Origin of the sequence: Nocardioides soli (assembly GCF_014191495.1) — a bacterium.
Classification (GTDB): domain Bacteria; phylum Actinomycetota; class Actinomycetes; order Propionibacteriales; family Nocardioidaceae; genus Nocardioides; species Nocardioides soli.
This window is the reverse complement of record NZ_JACHWR010000002.1, coordinates 1493540-1511303: the sequence shown is the minus strand read 5'-3', so window position 1 is coordinate 1511303 and position 17764 is coordinate 1493540. Positions and strand designations below refer to the sequence as shown.

Sequence of the window (17764 nt, the reverse complement as noted above, 5' to 3'; positions counted from 1 at the left end):
TGACCTGCAGCCATGCACGGCATCGCGATCTCGTCGTGTCCGACGCTACCCGCTGACCTCGGACCAGTTGGCGGCATCTCGGGCCGTTTCGCGATCAATAAGTGTCGAATACTTGTCGACCCTCAGTTCGTCCGAGACGTCTACAGCCACCCCACGCTCATCCAGCTCCGAGTTGGGATCCCACGCGAACTGACCCAGATCCGGCCGGCCACCCAGGGAGCGCATCCCGCCCACTTAGACGCAGGTGCATAGCGCCCGCTTTGACGCGAGTGCACAGCGCCCACAATGTCCTGCACTAGTCATGCGCCCGGTCGAACTTGACGCCTCCACCGTGAACCCTGCCGTGAATGCGGAGCCGCTTCCGGAGAAGTACATATAGCGAGGCGCCAATGGACACCCGCAAGTCCGATTGACCTGGACGCTGGGTCAGCTGTCTCGGTCTACCGAGGTCTCGTCGGCGGTCGGGATGCCGTTCCCAGCCGACGCGAGGACGAGTTCGTCGTTGATCTTGATCGTCAGCGCAATCATCAGCCGTAGGGCCCTGTAGTAGGTGTCCTGGTGCTGGGCCTCGCCCTCGCCCTTGGGCTGGACTCCGTGCTGGTACTTGTTGCGGAGCTTGGGGCCGTTGCTGAAGTCGACCGAGTTCAGGTTGTAGTTGAAGTACGCGGCCTCGGCCTCGGTCAGCAGGGAGGAGCGTCGTACCAGCCATCCTGCGTCGATCATCGTGTCCACGTGGGCGCGGGCCGCCTGATCGAGGTGGTGGTAGGCCACTGCCTCATGGTGACTGAGTGATCTCAAGACCGAGAAGAGCGGGAAGTTCGTCAACACGATGCGCTGCCCTGTGTTCTCTGCGAGCCCGATCTCGATGAGCTTGTCGATCATGGGCTGCTGGAAGGCGTGCAGTGCCTCGTAGGGGACCTCGTTTCGGACCAGGAGGTCGACGGCATTGTCGCCGCTCAGGTTCTCGTCGACGTAGGTGAGGTGCGACTGGTCGGAGAACAGGATGTGGAGGATCGACTGGATCTCGGGGTGGTCGGTCGCGTAGGCGTACTTGCCCTCGAGCGCGCTGGGGATGGCGCGGTACCGGACCAGGTCTGCCCCCGCGGTGGCCACGTCGTGGTCGATCTCGCCGTCCTCGATGAAGAGGTTGTACTGGGTGGCGATCGACTCCATCTCCGCAAAGAGGTTGCGGCACCGCTCCAGGTAGTTCGCGGTGGAGCTGCTGGGGGTGAAGGCGAACCCGGTGATGCCGAGCTCCGAAGGCAGGTGCTCCTCGAAGTACCAGCGGAGCACTTCCTCGAGGTCGATGTCCCTCGCTTCGAGAAAGCGTTGGTACATGACCGTCTGCGAGAGGGTCGCGAGGTCCTTGGCTGTGAAAACGTGTCCGGTCAGGTAGTCGTGGGTGCCGTCGAGTCCGAAGACGGACTCGAGACCGCGGCGCTCGCTGTCGACGGCTGGCATCGTCAGCAGGCCGTCCTCGGGTGCGAACTCGAACAGGAACTGGAAGTTGTTGAGGACCGAGGCGTTGTCCAGGGTGTCCTCAAGCCAGGCCTCGCTGAAGGTGTACTCGATGACGGTGTCGTCCAGGGAGACCGTCATCGGCTCGATCTGCGTGTCAGACACGGAGACCGAGCATCCGGTCCTGATGCCGGTGTTGGTCGCGAAGAACTCCTTCACCTGGGCGTCGTAGCGGCGCTTGGCGTTGACGATCAGGCGCTTGTCGACACCTGTCTTGGCGTCGATCGGGGCGTTCGCGACGAGCCTTAGGTAGTTGCCGTTCGGGTTGTCGCTGTCGATGTACGTCTGAATCAGTGCGCGCTGGTCGGCTGGGGTGAGGCTGGCAGGGAGGAAGGTCTCCTTCCTGACTTGGTCCTCGAGGTGGTGGCGGATGACGAGCTCGGCTCGGTCGGGGTCGGCGAGGACGAGGTCGCGGACCTGGGTGTCGTAGTTCTCGACGAGGCGCTTGCTGGTGAGCAGGTCACCGGGGTGGATGCGGGCCCGGTCGAGGGCTGCCAGCATGGGTGTCGCACTGCAGCGCCCGAAAACACCGAGTCCAGCAAGGAGCTCGAGGAGGTGCTCGTGGTACTGCCAGTCGACGTCGCTGAGCATGTCATCGAGATCCTCGTCCTCGAGCGCGTGGAACCACTGGGCGACGACTCGTCTGATGGGGCCGACCGCTCCGGTGAGCGTGGCCTGCTCAGCCTCGGGCAGGTCCTTCGGCGTGAAGCCTGCCTCCACAAAAAGGCGTGCATTGTGGAGTTCAAGGATGCCGTTGACGTCTTCGGGTGGGGCGGACGGGTTGAACCGATGGATGATGTCTGCCGCCTCCTGGATCTGCCAGTAGGTGGCGTAGTCGCCGGCGCCGTAGAAGCGCAGACGCATACTGACTTCGTCGACGTCGGTGCCGTCGGTCATGTCGTTCCTCCCTGAGCCAACGCCAGCGCCGACCGATCAAGCAGCCGGATCGAAGTTGGTCGCCTCACCATTGAATCTCGCACCACCGACACCGACCGAATGGGTTTCCGCGCGGCTCGAGTGCCGCCGCCGCCAGGTGCCGCCGTTGGGCCCCTCAGCCCGCAACGGAAAGCATGCCCCGATGCCACTGGTCACGCCCAGTTGCACAGGGATGGCGCCCTAGCAGATGCCTCCAATTGCCTTGGCCAAGCGAGCTCATCCTCGGCACCTGAGAGTCCGGTCGTGCCGGTCTGACGCTAGCCGAGCCGGTGCATCACTCCGCCGCCGGTCGGCTTGCGCCAACGACCGGAACTGTCGGTGCAGACGGGCACACTGCGTGCATGGCGAAGTACGGACCGGACTACGTGAGAAGGCTGATTGAAGCAGTTGCCGCCTTCGAGAAGGCCTTCGAGAGGTGGATGGAGACACAGGTCGAGTCCGACCACATGGCAGCCCGCGGGTTGTTCCCGACCGTGTGGACCAAGGAGGGCGAGGATCCGGCACACGTGCGTGCCCTTGAGCTTTCGGTGGCTGAAGCCGCCGGGGTGGCGGCGACGGCGGTGGACGTCACGGGCGCGCTGTTTGGCGTGCAGGGCATCGGTCTCATCGATCCGATCTCGAACTGGTCGATGATGCGCAACCCGAAGGCGTTCCTGAGCCCTGAGGACGTTCGCACCACAGCGGCGACCGTGAAGGGCCGCTTGGCTGCGCTGCTCGCTGACGCCGAAGCGGCGCAGACGACCGACCTCCCAGCGTTTTCACCAGCACTCATGCACCCGGTTGTGTGGTCGGGGGCCGCGGCCCACTGGACCTCGCATCAGTACCGGGTCGCGGTCCGAGAGGCCGCCGAGGGGCTGACCGTGCACTGGAAGCAGCGTCTCGGACGGAACGATGTCGACGACACGCCGTTCTGGCAGCAGACGCTCTCTCCCGGCGACCCCGAGCCCGGGAAACCAAAGCTGAGGTGGCCCGGCGACAACGACGACAAAACGAACCGGAGCATGCGCGGTGGGCTCGAGCCTTTCGCGAAGTTGCTCAACAACCTCGCGACCGGCCTCAATCTGACCGTTCGCAATGTCACTACGCACACCCGCGACGAGCTCAGCGAACAAGAGGCGATGGAACGGCTGGCGGCGTACAGCTATCTGGCCCGACTCCTCGACCGGTGCGAAATCCAGACGATTGATCCGTAGTTGAGAACTGGCTCCAGGCCGTGTTGCCTCTAGAAGGCTGCACGGATTGCTCCGGCCAAGCGAAGGTTCGAGTTCTGCCGCAACGCGGGGTGTCGGTGAGGCATGGTCGTCGCATGGCACCCAACATCGTCGGCCTACAGGTGATGGAAGCGATTCGCGCAGCGGTCACGCCTAGTGACGCGGACATAGTGGTCGCGAAGGCTGCCGTCCGCTCCCGTATTTCTGATGCGGCCGCGCCGACGCAGACACTGATCGATGATGTTCTTTCCAGCGTTGGCGTGACACCGGGCGAGCGCAACGAGCACTACGACATCCGGCCGGAGCTCGAGCCCAAGGCAGCGGTCGACCCCGAGGCGATGCAGCTCAAGCGGGAACGGTTGACCCACGCGACCAGGCTCGCGATCGCCGAGCTGATCGCGGAGGGAGTCATCGTGGCGGCGGAGGCGCCCGGCAACGACTACATCCAGGTCGCGGTCCATCGCGCGGGACATTCAGGCGCCGAGCGGGTGCCGGTTTCGACGCCCAAGCTTGAGGGTGCCTACCGAGCGAAGCCTCGCATTGGACCGCTCGACGAGGCGCCGGCGCTGAGTGCCCTCGAGTTCGCTGCCGGGCTCGGGTCGCTATTGACTCCCCGAGCTCTGGAGTGCCTGTCCGAGGCCCTCGCAGCACATCGCCGCGGCCTGTACTTGAGCGCCGTCAATCTCTTGGGAGCCGTGAGCGAGGCCGCCTGGTACGAAGTGGCCACGAAGCTTGAGGGCGAGAGTGCTGAGCTAACTGCGGCACTGGCGCGGAACGCCACGGGCGAGGTGCAGCGGTTAGTGGCGAACTTGTTCCGCGAGAAGGGCGGGCGGGCGCGGTCGATGACCAACGAGCTTCTGGCACACGCTTCCTACTTGCGCGACCTCCGCAACTACGGCGTCCATCCGGCCGCCGACCAAGACCCCGGCCAATCCCACGCGTTCACAGAGCTTGGCTGCACGGTACTGGTCATGGAAACGCACCGATACCTAGCGCGACTGCGTGAAGCCGCCGCGCTGATCGGTCTCGACTTCAGCTAGATGGCACCCCGCGTCGAATTCGATGCAAGGCGCGACATCTCTCCGGATCTGCGTGCGATCTGCGGCGCGGAGAGCCCGCGTCTTACCGCCGCGACAGCGGCAGCATCACTCCGCCGCCTGCCGGCGCAGCTGAGTTACCGGATCTGGCCGAGATGCGGGTGGTCGAACTCGTAGGTGCATCCCGACGCGAGGATGACGCGGGTCTACGCACCGCTAGGGTGCACCCGAGTAGTCGCTGACGGTCGAGGCGCTGCCAGACTCGGGGCGGCCATCGCGCCGTCGGTCGAACCTTCGACTGGGGATGATTGGCGTGGCGTGCGGCTACGGGTCAGGATGGGGTGTGCCTGATGCGGAGGAAGTCGCTCACCCGAGGCCGACTTTAGCGACGGTGCGTGAGCTTTACTCGCACGCGTTCACCTGCGCACAGCCGGAGTGCACCGAATGGCTGTACCGGCAAGAAGCGGGTGTTGCGCGACCCGTCCTCAACAGCCGGGTCTCGCACATCCACGCTCGGCAGCCGGGCGGACCGCGCTGGAAGCCGGGGATGTCGTCGGAAGACAATCGGTCGGCCGAGAACCTGCTCCTGATGTGTATCCCGCACTCGTATGAGATCGATGAGCACGAGACACGGTTCTCGCCGGAGTTGCTGCAAGAGTGGCGGGTTGGACAGATTCAGGAGTACTTCGACCGTCGTCAGGGCTGGCCTATCGACGAGGACGAGGCGGCTGAGGTGTTGGCGGTCTCGTTCGACTCCCCGATGATCGCGGCACCGGTGTTGACGTCGGTCGTTGAGGCTGCAGAGTTGTTCGCGCTAAGGGCTATGAGCACCCGACCTGGGCCGGCAGCTGCTGCTGCGGCTTGGCGCATGACGCGCGCCCGGGCGAACGCGATGATGTTCGCGCACGACGACGAGGGCAATCGTGTGTTCGTGGAGCCGTCGAACATGGAGCGGCAGCAGCACCAGCGAGCTGTGCTTGCAGCGCTGGATGAGGTGCGGGCGGTAGTTGGGCCTCTGTACGAGGACGTCCTGGCCAAGGTTGCAACCGCCCGTCACACATCAGTGCGGTCGAGTCCGTGGTGCGACTGGGTGTCACGTGCTGCCGACGAACTCCTTGCCGCTGCCTCTACCTGGCCTTGGGAACCGCCGTACGAAGACACGGACCGGCTGAGTGACGCCGCCGCCGAGGTGCGCGCGGCGGTCGGCGGGCTCGCGTCATCGCTACGTGGGGAGAACCCGCCGGCGCCACCGGCTATCCCGGAAGTTGTTGTCAGCGAGGCGGACGAAGCTCGTGCAGCTATCGCTGAGGCGATGGCGGCCCACCACGCCCTCCTGGAGCGCGCGCGACCGTGGTCCCGGGTGAAGACAAGGGCGTACGACCCCGACCTGCGTGCTGAGCTCGTTGTGGCGGCCGACGGTGTGACGCTGATACCGCAGGTTTGGTCCACCTACGGGTTCGCGTTGGGCTCTGTTGCGAGCCTTGCTGCGTCGGTCGCCCGGAACGCCACCGACGAACAGGTGACGGCACTCATCGGAGAGGACCGTGCGCGGCGGCCGTTGGTCGTTGCAGCCGCCCTGTTGATGGAGCTTTGGCGAGAGATGAAGGACGCCGAGCGAGGCGACCTGGCCGACCTGGCCCGCGAGAGCCTGCTTGAGGAGCTCGCCGCCCAAGATTGGTCGACGGAAGACGCGTGGGTCGGGAACTACGTGCACGGTGCGCAGATGTTCAACCCTTGGTGGCACTGGACTTCGGCTGAGGTCGTGGCGGCTGCGATTGGGGATGCGTTGGACGCTGCACCCGAACGTCTGGACGACGTAGTCCTCGCGTGCGCCCCTTGGGTAGAACGCGAGAGCAGGGTCGATGGGTCGCGGCGTGCAGAGCGTTCTTATCGTGAACTGTCGCCCTGGTTTCCGACCGACGCGGTCGTCCGTGCGGCAGCGGTCCAGTATCCGGACGTGGTCGCCTCGGCCTCTGATTACGACGACGGCGTGCCCGAAGGGGCGCCCCAGGTGGAGCATCACCTCGGCCACATTCTGCGCCTGGCGACGTGACCGCGCGTCCGCTTGGCTCGACGTGTGTCGGGGCGGCATGGGTCCCGGTAGCCGAGCCCCGACGAACGGATCTGCTGCCGAGCGGGCGGAGCCAAACCATGCCGCGCTCAGGTGCCTCCTCAGACCGCGTGTGACGGACCAGTACGTGCGCAGCCGGCCCTTCTGCTCGAACCGAGTTCGGCCAGCCCGGTCGCCTAGAACGGAACCCATGGGAGGAGGCGAACCGCTACATCATTGGGCGCATCGACGCCTGTTACTGCCAGATGAGTAGCTAAGGCGGCCCGGACGACGGCCGGATCGGGTGCAGTCCCTGCGGGTACCTCCGCTGCAACGCGGTCGAGATAGTCACGATTGGGTGTCGCGCCGGCCAGATGGCATGCCTCGAGGGCAAGGACGAGCAGCCGGAGGTGACTCGGCGGCTGCAGCCCGGAGGTCACGCTCGCTCGTAGGCCGTGCACGGCAGCCCTCGTGACTTCAGTGAGGTCCTTCGCAGAACAAGCTGCGGCTGCCTCGGCGACGAGAACCCAGTCCAGCTCCCAGGCAGGCGCCCACTCCTGTTCGGGCGTACCGAGGGGAGACGGGCCACCTGACTTGGGCTGGCGGTTCTTGTTGTTCCACCATCCTTCGCGTAGCAGGACCCCGTGGACCGGAGTTCGATCCTCCAGAGAGCCCCATCCGTGTTGAAGGCCCAAGGCGACGACTTGGTGACCGCTCAGAGGCAGGTGGGGCTGATGAGCGGATCTGTGACATCTGAGATCGCTTGACGAGTTGTCAGGCTGGAAGGATGTTGCTGTGCCCAAGCCCTACCCCCGCGAGTTCCGTGAGGACGTCGTCCGGGTCGCCCGTAGTCGTGGTCCTGGGGTGACGCTGGCCCAGGTCGCGACCGACTTCGGAGTCCACGAGATGACGATCTCGAAGTGGCTTCGTCAGGCTGATGTCGAGGACGGCGTGAAGCCCGGCGTCACCACCGACGAGTCCCGCGAATTGCGTGAGTTGAAGCGTCGCAACCGGCTCCTGGAGCAGGAGAACGAGGTACTGCGTCGGGCTGCTGATGGCGCTCGTCGAAATTCCCCAGGGGCGCTCATCGAAATTCCCCACCCTGGGCGGGTGTCACTGTAGCGGTCGGCGTGTGCCGGTCGCGGCGTGACGGAGTGCGTCGTTCTTGGCGTGGTGGTCGCGTAGGCGGTAGGAGTCGCCGTCGAGGTTGAGCACCACGGAGCGATGCAGGAGCCGGTCGAGCATGGCGGCGGCGACGGTGGTGTCGCCGAGAACCTCACCCCAGGACGCGACGCCGCGGTTGGTGGTCAAGACGATGCTGGTCTTCAGGTAGCGCTGGGACACGACCTGGAACAGCGCGGAGGCTGCTTCGCCGGGTAACGGCAGGTAGCCGAGCTCGTCGATCACGAGCAGGGTGGGGCCGGCGAAGAATCGCATGGTGGTGGCCCAGCGTCCCTCGATCGCGGCGCGGTGGCAGCGGGCGGCGAGGTCGGCGGCGGTGGTGAAGTAGGTCCGGTACCCGGCTTCGGCTGCAGCGCGGCCGAGCCCGACGGCCAGGTGGGTCTTCCCGACGCCGGGCGGGCCGATCAGCAGCACGTTGGTCGCGGTGTCGAGGTAGCGGCAGGTCGCGAGCTCGTCGACGAGCTTCTTGTCGACGCCGGGGGCGGCGTCGAAGTCGAAGTCCGCCAGGGTCGCGGGCGTCGGCAGGGATGCGAACCGCAGGCGGCCGGCGAGCTTGCGTGCTTCGGTGGCTTCGACCTCGCGGGCCAGCAGGTGCTCGAGTGTCGCGGTCATCGACCACTGCTCGGCTTCGGCCTGGGCGAGCACGCCGGGCAGGTGCTCGGCAGCGGCGGTGAGCTTCAGCGTGGCGAGGTGGCCGCGCAGCTGCTGGTACAGGCTGGCCTGGGCGCCGCTCATCGGTGGGGACGTCGGCATGGTCAGGGAGTCGGTCATGTGAGGGTGTTCCTTCCGGTTGCTGCTCGGTCGTACTTGGACAGGTCGATCACCACGTCGTCGCTGATCGCGGTGTCGGTGGCGTCGTTGCGGGCGCGCAGTTGCTCGGCGGCCGCGCGTGCCGCGGGGCCGGGTGGGATGCGTTCCTTGCGGCGGTGCGGGCGGGAGGTGTCGTGTCCTGCGAGGACGAGCTGCTCGAGGGCGATCACGTGGCCGTGGTCGCGCACCATCACCCCAGCACCGTCGGGTGCGAGTTCGTGGCGGGCGATGACGATCCCGCTGGTGGTGACGATGTCGATGTGCTGTTCACCGAGCCGCTGGGACACGACGACCTGGGCGCGGGCCAGCTCCGGCGGGACGGAGTAGAAGTTCCCGCGCCAGGCGACCAGCGCCTGAGCAGACACCGTCCGTTCCTCGCTGATCGTGGCGGGGAATGGGCTGGTCGGCACCGGGGTCAACGGCTCGCGTTCCGCGACCGTGAGCACGCTGGCGCGGCCATCGACGGCGGAGGGACGCAGCCGGGCATCACCCCGCAGTTCACAGAACCGGTCCAGCGAGGCCTGCGCCTCTTCGATGGTGATGTCGTCGGGCAGGGTGCGCCACCAGCGTTGCGCGGCGGTGTGGTTGGACTTCTCCACCACGCCCTTGCGATTGCCCCGTCGGGGCGGGCAGATCGCCACGGACACCCCGTAGTGCTTGGCGACTGCGGCGAACGTCGCGGTCACCTTCCCCGACTCGGGGTGGCACACCGTGGTCATCCGGTCGAAGCGCCACTTCCGAGTGAGCCCGCCCAGCTTCCGGGTGACGGCGTCGAGCCCGGCGATCAGGTGCGGCTGCTGCTCGGATGCTGCGAGGTGGCCGCGCCACTTGCTGGAGTGGGCGAGCGCACCGACCAACAGGTGCGCGTTCTTGCCCCAGCCCCACGCCGCGGGCGGGTCGGGCAGCTCGAGCCAGTCCCACTGGGTCTCCTCACCCGGCGGGTGCTCGATCGGCGCGTTCGCCCGGCCCTTCGTCGCCGAGCACGGCTCGCAGTGCGGCCGCAGCTCCCGGGTGCGGATCTGGCGGGTGAACGTCGGATACGACCGGTCATAGCCCAGCCCGACCACCTCGTCGAACAACGTCATCGCCCACAGGTGGGGGTCCTCGGTCAGGCGCGCGCGGACGTAGTCGAAGTACGGCTCGAACGGGTCGTCGCCGGCGGGCTTGCGTTCGCCGGCGACCCGCTCGTCGTTCAGGTAGGCGCGGATGGTCTTCCTGTCCCGGCCCAGGTGCCGGGCGATCGCGGAGATCGTCCAGCCCTGCCGGCGCAACGCGTGAGCGTCGATGTCTTCCTCCCGTGTCAGCATGGGAAGCGAGGGCTCCTTCGGTAGACGGCGCGTGGTCAGAGACCGCCATCTTCGAAGGAGCCCCACCCGCTTCCGGTGGAGCCACGGGGTGGGGAATTTCAGTGAGCAGAACTGGGGAGATTCAGCTGAGCGCCATCACTGCGGCTTACCTGTCGCAGGCCCAGCTACCGGGAAAAGGCTCTACCCGCTCGTGAGAGAGCTCGCCGCGGCCGGTGCCCCGCTCCGGGTACCGGTCGCGGTGGCGTGCCGGGTGCTCAAGCTCCACCGCCAGCACTACTACGCCTGGCTCGCCTGCCCGGTCACCGACAGCGAACTCGAGGAGGCCTACCTCGCGAACGCGATCTTCGACGCCCACCGCGAGGACCCCGAGTTCGGCTACCGGCTGCTCTTCGACGAGATCACCGACGCTGGCCACCAGGTGTCCGAGCGGACGGTGTGGAAGATCTGCTCGAGCAACGAGTGGTGGTGCGTCTTCGGCAAGAAGCGCCGCGGGAAGAAGGACCTGCCCGGTGCGCCCGCCCACGACGACCTGGTTCGCCGCGAGTTCACCGCACCCGGTCCGAACCAGCTCTGGCTCACCGACATCTCTGAGCACCCGACCGCGGTCGGGAAGCTCTACATCTGCGCGGTCAAGGACGTGTGGTCCAACCGGATCGTGGGCTACTCCATCGACTCCCGGATGACCTCCCAGCTCGCGGTTGACGCACTCGAGTCCGCCGTCGCCAGGCGCACTGCTGGGGGTGGATCGGTGGCCGGCTGCAAGCTGCACTCAGACAGGGGCGGCCAGTTTCGGAGTCGGAAGCTGCAGCAGTCGTTGTGGCGCCACCAGATGCTCGGCTCCATGGGCCAGGTCGGCTCAGCCGGCGACAACGCGGCCATGGAGAGCTTCTTCAGCCTGCTCCAACACAACGTCCTCGACCGGCAGAAGTGGGCCAACCGCGAGGAGCTCCGCATCGCGATCGTGACCTGGATCGAGCGGACCTACCACCGCCGACGACGCCAAGCCCGACTCGGCCGATTGACCCCCATCGAGTACGAAGCCATCATGACCACGCTGGCCGAACAGGCCGCCTAACCGACTGTCACAGATCGGTGCAGCAGCCCCCGCTGGCCGAACAGGCCGCCTAACCGACTGTCACAGATCGGTGCAGCAGCCCCGGTCGACGACCTGCTGTGTTGCGAGATGCTGGCTGATGGCTCGTAGGTTGAGATGGGGTGCCAGAACTGAAAGTAGATCAACGGTGGAAAACGTCGCGACGCCTCGGCCGCGGAGCATTTGGCGGCCCGCGTTGTCGTCGCACCAGACCGTCAGCGAGGCCTTCTGGGCGAGTGCTGCCAGCTGCGAGTAGGGTGCGGCCGGGGCGGTTGCGGCGGTGTGAGCGGCATCGGCCTGCTGTTCGAGAAGGTCAGCGGCGCGTTGGAGCTCCGCTCGTTGCTTGAATGACGGCGTGATCCATGCCGCGTGGCCGGCACTGTTGATGCCCAGGGTTCGGTCGGCGGTGATGATCGCGCGGACTTGGGCTCGGGTCCGGCTCACATCTCTAGCGAACGATGCGGGCAGCGTCAGACTCGTGAGCTCGCCCCGAATCCGGAGGCGGTCGTCGTCCTTGAGCAGGATCAGGGTGTACAGGGCCGCGATGTCGATGGCGCATTGCTGCTGGCTCAGCGCAACCTCGGCAGCCTGCTGCCCGACGGCTCTCAGTCCGGGGGCGAGGTCGCTGACCGCGTGGACGCCGGCTGGCCGCTGCAGCACGACAGCGCTCCAGGTCTGGTTGGTCGCTTGGGCGACGTCGGCGAGCGGCTGAGTTCCTGCAACGTAGGCTGCCAGCGCCTTGGGGTAGTCGCCCGCAGCTGCGAGGGGGCGGACGACACGTTCGCGCAGGAGCGCGTCGGTGCTGAGTTCGGCCTCCTGCGGGTGGAGGCCCTCGCTGTCTTGAAGGTCACGGGTCGCCGTGACCAAATCCTCGGGATAGGTGACTCCTTCTGGGGTGCTCTGCAGCACCTCGCGAACTAGCAGTGCGGTCATATCGGACCGAAGAGTCCCGGCCGGTTGCTGTCGGATCAACCCGACGAGCGCCCAGGCGTCGGCGGTCTCGAGATGGGTGCCGAGACGGAGTTCGACCCACAGGCGGCGCTCGTACTCGACGCTCGGAGCAGGCTGCCGCCGGGACAGCTCGTCGCGTGCCTCGGGTATCCGTCCGAGGGCGTGGAGGTTCTCAATTAGGGTCCACGCCAAGTCGTCGTCGCTGGTGACGGCGAGACCTGCCCGTGCGAGGTCGACTGCTTCGTCGTGGTTGCCGTTGCGGGCGAGGTAGTCGGCTGCTCGGCGGCCCATGTCGGCGCGGGTGCTGTCAGCGAAAGCGTCGTCGCGGACGTACTGGGTCACCAGGGCCACGGCCTTGCCTGGGTCACCGAGACGCCAGTGGAGGTCGACGAGCTGCTCCGCGAGCGTGGTGTCGCCCCAGTGCTGGGTGAGCTCCTCTGCGGCCCTGATCGCTTGGGCTGGTTCGGCGGTCTCCTCGAGGTGTTGGATGAGTTCGTACGCGGCGAGGGAAGACTTCCTGGCAAGGTCGCGAAGCTTGCTCACTCCGAGTTGCTGGTCTTGGGTGGGATCGTTGGCCTGGTAGATCGCACGGAAGATATCGGCCTGGAATGGTGGCAGCACCGAGCGGCTCTCCATGTCGTCGGCAGCCTCGGTCCACGCTCCGAGCCTGACGATGCGTGCAACGATTCGTGACCTCATCTGGTCGTCCGGTGCCTCCTTCAGGAGCTCTGACCAGCGGCGGAGTCGCTCGTCGCGCGACGCCGGCACGACATCTTGGACGAGGGCGTCGAGCTCCTTGCGCTCGGGGCTGTCACCCAGGACCTCCCGAAAGTGTGCGCTGGCGCTCTTGTCCCCGATGGCTTGGGCCGCGAGCGCGCCACGTCGCGCGACTGCGGTGGTTACCTCGTGTGCCAGCGCACTACCTCCTTCGGCGTCGGGCAGTGCTGCGGCGAGGGCCTCCTTGAACATCCCGGCCGTGTTGAAGATGTCGAGCAGAAGCTCGAGGGCCTCATCGCTTGGACCGTGCCACATCCGGCGAGCTTCGACCGTCTCCTGCACGAGAGCGATGGCGCGGCGGCGCACTGCGGCGTTCCGGTCGCCGACCTCCCGCAGTTGGCGCCAGAGCGTGCTTGCGAGTGCCAGGTTCATGCTGCCTCCGGGTTCGCTGCTCGCAGCGACAGCCTTCTCCCGGAGTTGGACTGCTCGGGTGGTGTCTTGGCTTCGTAGCGCCAGTTCGGCGAGGAAATTCAGCACGGTAGGTTCTTTGTCGATCTCGTCGGGGTCGGCCGAGGCGATCGCCGCTGGTACCGGGACCGCACGCGCGTCGTCGACGGGGACGTCGATCATGCTGAGGCCGACGGCGGACAGAAGCGTCTCGCCTGCGTTGACGGCCTGCAGCAGAAACGGACGAGCCTGATCGCGGCTGTGGGTGATGACCGCGAGCCCGGCGAACGCTAGAGAGCGTCCACGGCGCGGCCCGTTCTGTGCAGCTGCTTGAGCGAAAGCCTTAGATGCGATCGGCCCGTGGTTGTGCTCGTAGGCGTAAGTGGCCACCGCGAGCCACAGATCTTCGGCGACTGCGCTGCCGGTGATCCAGCTCGGCGTGCTGGAAACGATTGCCTCCGCAGTGAACCGTGCGTTGCTTGAACCTCGAGCGAGGATGTCGGCGAGGCGTGCGACGGCAAATCCGTCGATCGGCTCAGCTCGCTTGAGACAAGCTGTTGCCCCAGAGGGCAGCTCTCGGTAGTTGTCCGGAAGGCTCGTGTCCAGGCTTCGCCAAGTCGTTGCGAAGGCCTGCAGGGCCTTCTTTGCCTCACTGTCGAGTCGGTTCGTCTCGGGCACCCAGATGGTGAAGCCCTTGGCCTCCTCTTTGATGTTCGCGGGAGTGACCACCTGCCAGTACGAGTTCTGCTCGCCGTCAACGAACGTGACGATCACCGGGAGGCAGTGTCCCAGCCAGTACGCGAGGTGGTTGCTGTCGGCCCGGTAGTGCCATCCCGGCTCTGTCTTGGACCGCGTGACCTCGTAGAGGTAGGAGTCGCCGGACTTGACCTGGACCCCGATCAGGCGGCCTGTGACGTCCTGGTCATCGTCGACGAGCTCGATGTGTCCGTCGATGCCGTAGTCATCGGTCGGCTGCTCTCGGAAGATCCACTTCAGCCTGTCCGACACGTTCAACCCGACTCGGTGCACCCCCGCGCGTTCGGTCGACGAAGTCGTGCCACGTTGCATCCCAGGGCGTGCGACGGACTCGGCCGCTGTCTTCTTCGCCGGCATCTTCTTCTTGGCCGAGGCCCTTTTCGCTGGCGCCTTTGCCGTCGCATTCTTTGCAGCAGTGGCGGCCGTCGCCAAAGCCTCAGGCGCCGGTTGGCCGGTACCCGCGCTCGGCGCCGAGGAGCACTGGTCGGAATTGCTGTCCGGATCCGGCACGTAGCCGCCTTCTAAAGAGAGGTTGGTCTCGCGGCGCGGGATCTGCGCCGCATAGTCATTCTGCGACACGCCCCATCGGGATCCACCTCGGAAATCCCCACGGCGCTGAGGTTGATCGCGTGGCTGTGCACGCGAGTCTATGGAGAGCTGCAGGGGCGCGGTACCGGGATACCACTGTTTGCTCTCACGAGGCGCGAGGGTGGTGATTGCGGGGCCAGCGGTCTACCAGGATTGGGTCACCGCACTAGTGAGTTCGCAGCGGGCGCCTCTCTCGCTTGCCAGCAACTAGCTGTCGGGCTCGGAAAAAATTGTCGTGCAGCGCTCCGAGATCCGTCCGACTATGCCGTCCTGCGGGCGGAGCCCGACCATGCCGCTGTTCAGCCGGTTGTGGGCGTCTGAATCTGAGGCGACGAGTGCGTCTTTCCGCCGCCTCCGGACCCGTAGCGCGCTTGAGTCCGAACACAGAGCGCCCACTCAGACGGCCTTGACTGGCTTATCCAGATGCGGCTGGCCGGACACAGGTGGTGTGGTGATGGATTTCCCCCGCTGGTACTCCGTCCATCCAGGGCCGACGTAGGTGAAGATCGCGGCCAGGCTGAAGATGCCGGCGAGGCCGTCGCCGAGCTCTGCTGCGATCGGGAAGTCGTGACCGGTCACAGTGAGTGGTACCTCGAGCGCAGCGATGGCGAGGAACCCGAGCCAGATGGCGGCGGTGCCGCGGATCGTGGTGGTCGCGTCAGCGAGATCGGCGCCGGTCAGTCCGCGGTCTGCGAGGTCAGAGACCCACCGGACGGCGACCCAGCTCCCGACAAGCGGGGGCGCGAGGCCGATCGCGGCGATGGCGTCCGCGGTCGTGCGTGCGTCGAGGGTGACGATGAGGAAGGCACAGGTACTGCCAATGGCGGCGACGCCGTACGTGAGGAGGTGAGCCGCCCGTCGGAGCTTGAGGCTGACGATGTGCAGGGCTGCGGTTGCCGCAGCGAGCACCAGGCCGATTCCAGCGAACGGCAACGCGGTCGCTAGCTGACCTTGAACCAAGAAGATCAAGGTGCAGGTGAGTGCTCCAGCTGTTAGTTGAGTCGTACGCGCGACGGCGGTTCGCCGCCGTCGGGTGAGGTCGGGCCAGCGAAGGAACGAAAGGCACTCGCGGATCCCGGCTCGAAACGGGGCAAGGGCAGTGACGGGCGACATGTCGTGTCCTTCGATGGCGGCCGATGGCAAACGCATCCTGGCGGTAACCACCGACATGGAACGTGAGATCGCCCGGCTTGGTCGGAGGTTCCCCGATGAGAACGGCGGACTAGGAGACACCGGTCCAGATGTTTCGAACTGCTTGTCATAGCAAGCAAGAGTTGACGCGCGATGTCGGCTGATACGCCTGCGCGCCTGGCTGGTGAGTGCCAACATGTCCGGGCAGTTCACGAGGCGAAGGGCGATCGGGAGGTACATCGTGGGCCTGTTGGACAGGTTCCGAGCGCGCATGACGGGCGGCCGACGGCCGGAGCATCGGGCCGCGGAACCCGGCCGGGCGCCGAGGGTCGTGCCGATTCCGGCCACTTCGAATCAAGCGCGGGCCGCTGCGCCGCTCCCCGTATGGTCCGCTGCAGGCCCTCCGCCTCCGCTGACGCAGCCTCACTTCGCGGTCATCGACGTGGAGACGACCGGGCTGCGTGCGGATACGCATCGCATCGTGGAGATCGCAGTCGTCACCACTGATGTCTGGGGACAGGTCCTCGACGAGTGGTCGACCCGCATCAATCCCGAGGGGCCAATCGGCGCCTCCCACATCCACGGGCTCACCGAACAGGACCTCCGGGACGCTCCTGTGTTCGCCGACATCGTCGGGGAGCTGAATAGTCGCCTGACCGGGGCGGCTGTTGCCGCGCACCATGCCCGGTTCGACCTTGCGTTCCTGCGCGCGGAGTACCGACGCGCAGGTTGGGCGATCCCACACCTGCCTGCGCTGTGCACCCTCGAGGCATCTGAGTACCACCTGCCGATGCTGGACCGGCGCCGCCTGGCGGACTGCTGCTGGGCTGTCGGGGTCCAGATCGCGGCGCCACACGCGGCTCTCGCAGACGCTCGCGCCACCGCGCAGCTCCTGGCTGCGTTCATGCATCCCCAGGTCGGGCTGCCGCCGCTGGACGAACACGTCGCGCTCCCCCACCACGCGCTTGGGATGTCGTGGCCGCTCGGGCCGACCCTGTCCGTCGACCAGCGAACCGTCCGTCCGGCGGGTGAGGGCCGGCAACTGTCGGCGCGGGCCTACGTGGAGATGGCGCGGACGGCTGCGGCTGGCCCGCAGCCCGCGCTCGTGGAGCTGGTGGAGCGGTTCTCGCTGCTCGACGCTCTGGACGAGGGCGCCCCGGAGGGCGCGATCGCGTACCTGGAGAAGCTGGCCGAGGTCCTCGAGGACGGCGAGATCACCGAGGCGGAGGCCGCCGACCTCGAAGCCGTCATCACCGCAGTCGAACTTGGAGCCGACGATCTGGCTGCGGCCAACCAGGCGTTCGTGCGAGCCCTCGCGTGGGCAGCACTCGAGGATGGGAAGGTCACGCGTGCTGAGCGGGCAGAGCTGCAGGCCGTCGCGAAGCTGCTCGAGGTGAACGAGAAGGTCATCCCGGCGCTTCTCGACCAAGCCGAGCACGCTCGCGCGGTACGACTCTCTGCAGGGCTGGGCCCGCTACCGGACTCGTGGCCCCACGGCCTCCCGCTGCGCGTGGGCGACAAGGTCGTGTTCACCGGATGCGACGACGAGCAGCGCAACAACCTCGAGGACCGGTCGACGTCACTGGGTGTGCGGGTCCTCGGCTCGGTCTCCCCGAAGGTCGCGATGCTCGTGACGGACGGTTCGATGAACGGCACGAAGGCTGCGCGGGCACGCGAACTCGGCACCCGCACTCTGGATCCCGACACCTACACACTGCTTCTCGCGCACCTCCAGCCCACGCTGCCCCGCGACGTCAAAGCTCTACCGAAGACCAAGACGCCAATCAGCCCCACCACGTCGGCGGCACCAGAGAGAGCCGCACACGTCGTTCCTTCTGACGCCGAGGCGAGCAAGGGCGGGCTGGCCGCCGTACCAGGGCCCGCAGTGCCGCTCACCCCAACCGGCCCCAACCCGGCCGTTGTCCGGGCGTGGGCGCGAGCGAACGGCTTCGAGGTTGGAGTCCGGGGCCGACTCCCGAAGGACCTCGTCGCCGCGTACGTCGAGGCGAATCCGTCAGTCTGATCGCGCC

Annotated in this window: 10 protein-coding genes and 1 pseudogene; 6 read left to right on the top strand and 5 right to left on the bottom strand. The window is 66.7% G+C overall.

Translation table 11 applies throughout. The features are described from left to right. Positions 1-426: 426 nt before the first annotated feature. Entirely contained in the window at positions 427-2415 is a 1989-nt protein-coding gene (locus FHU40_RS17445; RefSeq protein ID WP_183593491.1) for a hypothetical protein, read from the bottom strand. 380 nt (positions 2416-2795) lie between these two features. Here FHU40_RS17445 and FHU40_RS17440 point away from each other — a divergent pair, with 380 nt between their 5' ends. From FHU40_RS17440 to FHU40_RS27765, 4 genes are all read left to right on the top strand, one after another. Then, positions 2796-3647, top strand: coding sequence for a TIGR02391 family protein (locus FHU40_RS17440; protein WP_183593490.1), 852 nt, complete (start codon positions 2796-2798; stop codon positions 3645-3647). Positions 3648-3760: 113 nt separating this feature from the next. After that, positions 3761-4705, top strand: coding sequence for a hypothetical protein (locus tag FHU40_RS17435; RefSeq protein WP_183593489.1), 945 nt, complete (start codon positions 3761-3763; stop codon positions 4703-4705). A 544-nt stretch (positions 4706-5249) separates the two neighbouring features. Next, on the top strand, positions 5250-6755 hold the full coding sequence (locus FHU40_RS17430) for a S8/S53 family peptidase (RefSeq protein WP_183593488.1): 1506 nt from the start codon (positions 5250-5252) through the stop codon (positions 6753-6755). A 792-nt stretch (positions 6756-7547) separates the two neighbouring features. Beyond that, the gene (locus FHU40_RS27765; RefSeq protein WP_221199883.1) at positions 7548-7874 is read left to right on the top strand and encodes a transposase; all 327 of its coding nucleotides are present in this window, start codon (positions 7548-7550) and stop codon (positions 7872-7874) included. Here FHU40_RS27765 and istB read toward each other — a convergent pair. Both istB and istA read right to left on the bottom strand, forming a co-directional pair. After that, entirely contained in the window at positions 7866-8705 is an 840-nt protein-coding gene (gene istB / locus FHU40_RS17420) for an IS21-like element helper ATPase IstB (protein ID WP_183591289.1), read from the bottom strand. The two genes, FHU40_RS27765 and istB, sit on opposite strands and share 9 nt — an antisense overlap. Next, complete coding sequence (gene istA, locus FHU40_RS17415) at positions 8702-10051, bottom strand: IS21 family transposase (RefSeq protein WP_183591288.1); 1350 nt, start codon at positions 10049-10051, stop codon at positions 8702-8704. The genes istB and istA overlap by 4 nt, the downstream gene beginning before the upstream one ends. A gap of 172 nt (positions 10052-10223) precedes the next feature. On the opposite strand from istA, the pseudogene FHU40_RS17410 reads away from it, so the two are divergent. Further along, a pseudogene (locus tag FHU40_RS17410) lies at positions 10224-11126 on the top strand (IS3 family transposase); the annotation flags it as partial. A 60-nt stretch (positions 11127-11186) separates the two neighbouring features. Here FHU40_RS17410 and FHU40_RS17405 read toward each other — a convergent pair. Then, complete coding sequence (locus tag FHU40_RS17405) at positions 11187-14594, bottom strand: DUF4365 domain-containing protein (protein ID WP_183593486.1); 3408 nt, start codon at positions 14592-14594, stop codon at positions 11187-11189. A 405-nt stretch (positions 14595-14999) separates the two neighbouring features. Beyond that, complete coding sequence (locus FHU40_RS17400) at positions 15000-15512, bottom strand: hypothetical protein (RefSeq protein WP_221199882.1); 513 nt, start codon at positions 15510-15512, stop codon at positions 15000-15002. A 418-nt stretch (positions 15513-15930) separates the two neighbouring features. Here FHU40_RS17400 and FHU40_RS17395 point away from each other — a divergent pair, with 418 nt between their 5' ends. Continuing rightward, the gene (locus tag FHU40_RS17395) at positions 15931-17757 is read left to right on the top strand and encodes an exonuclease domain-containing protein (protein ID WP_343057903.1); all 1827 of its coding nucleotides are present in this window, start codon (positions 15931-15933) and stop codon (positions 17755-17757) included. Positions 17758-17764 lie beyond the last annotated feature (7 nt).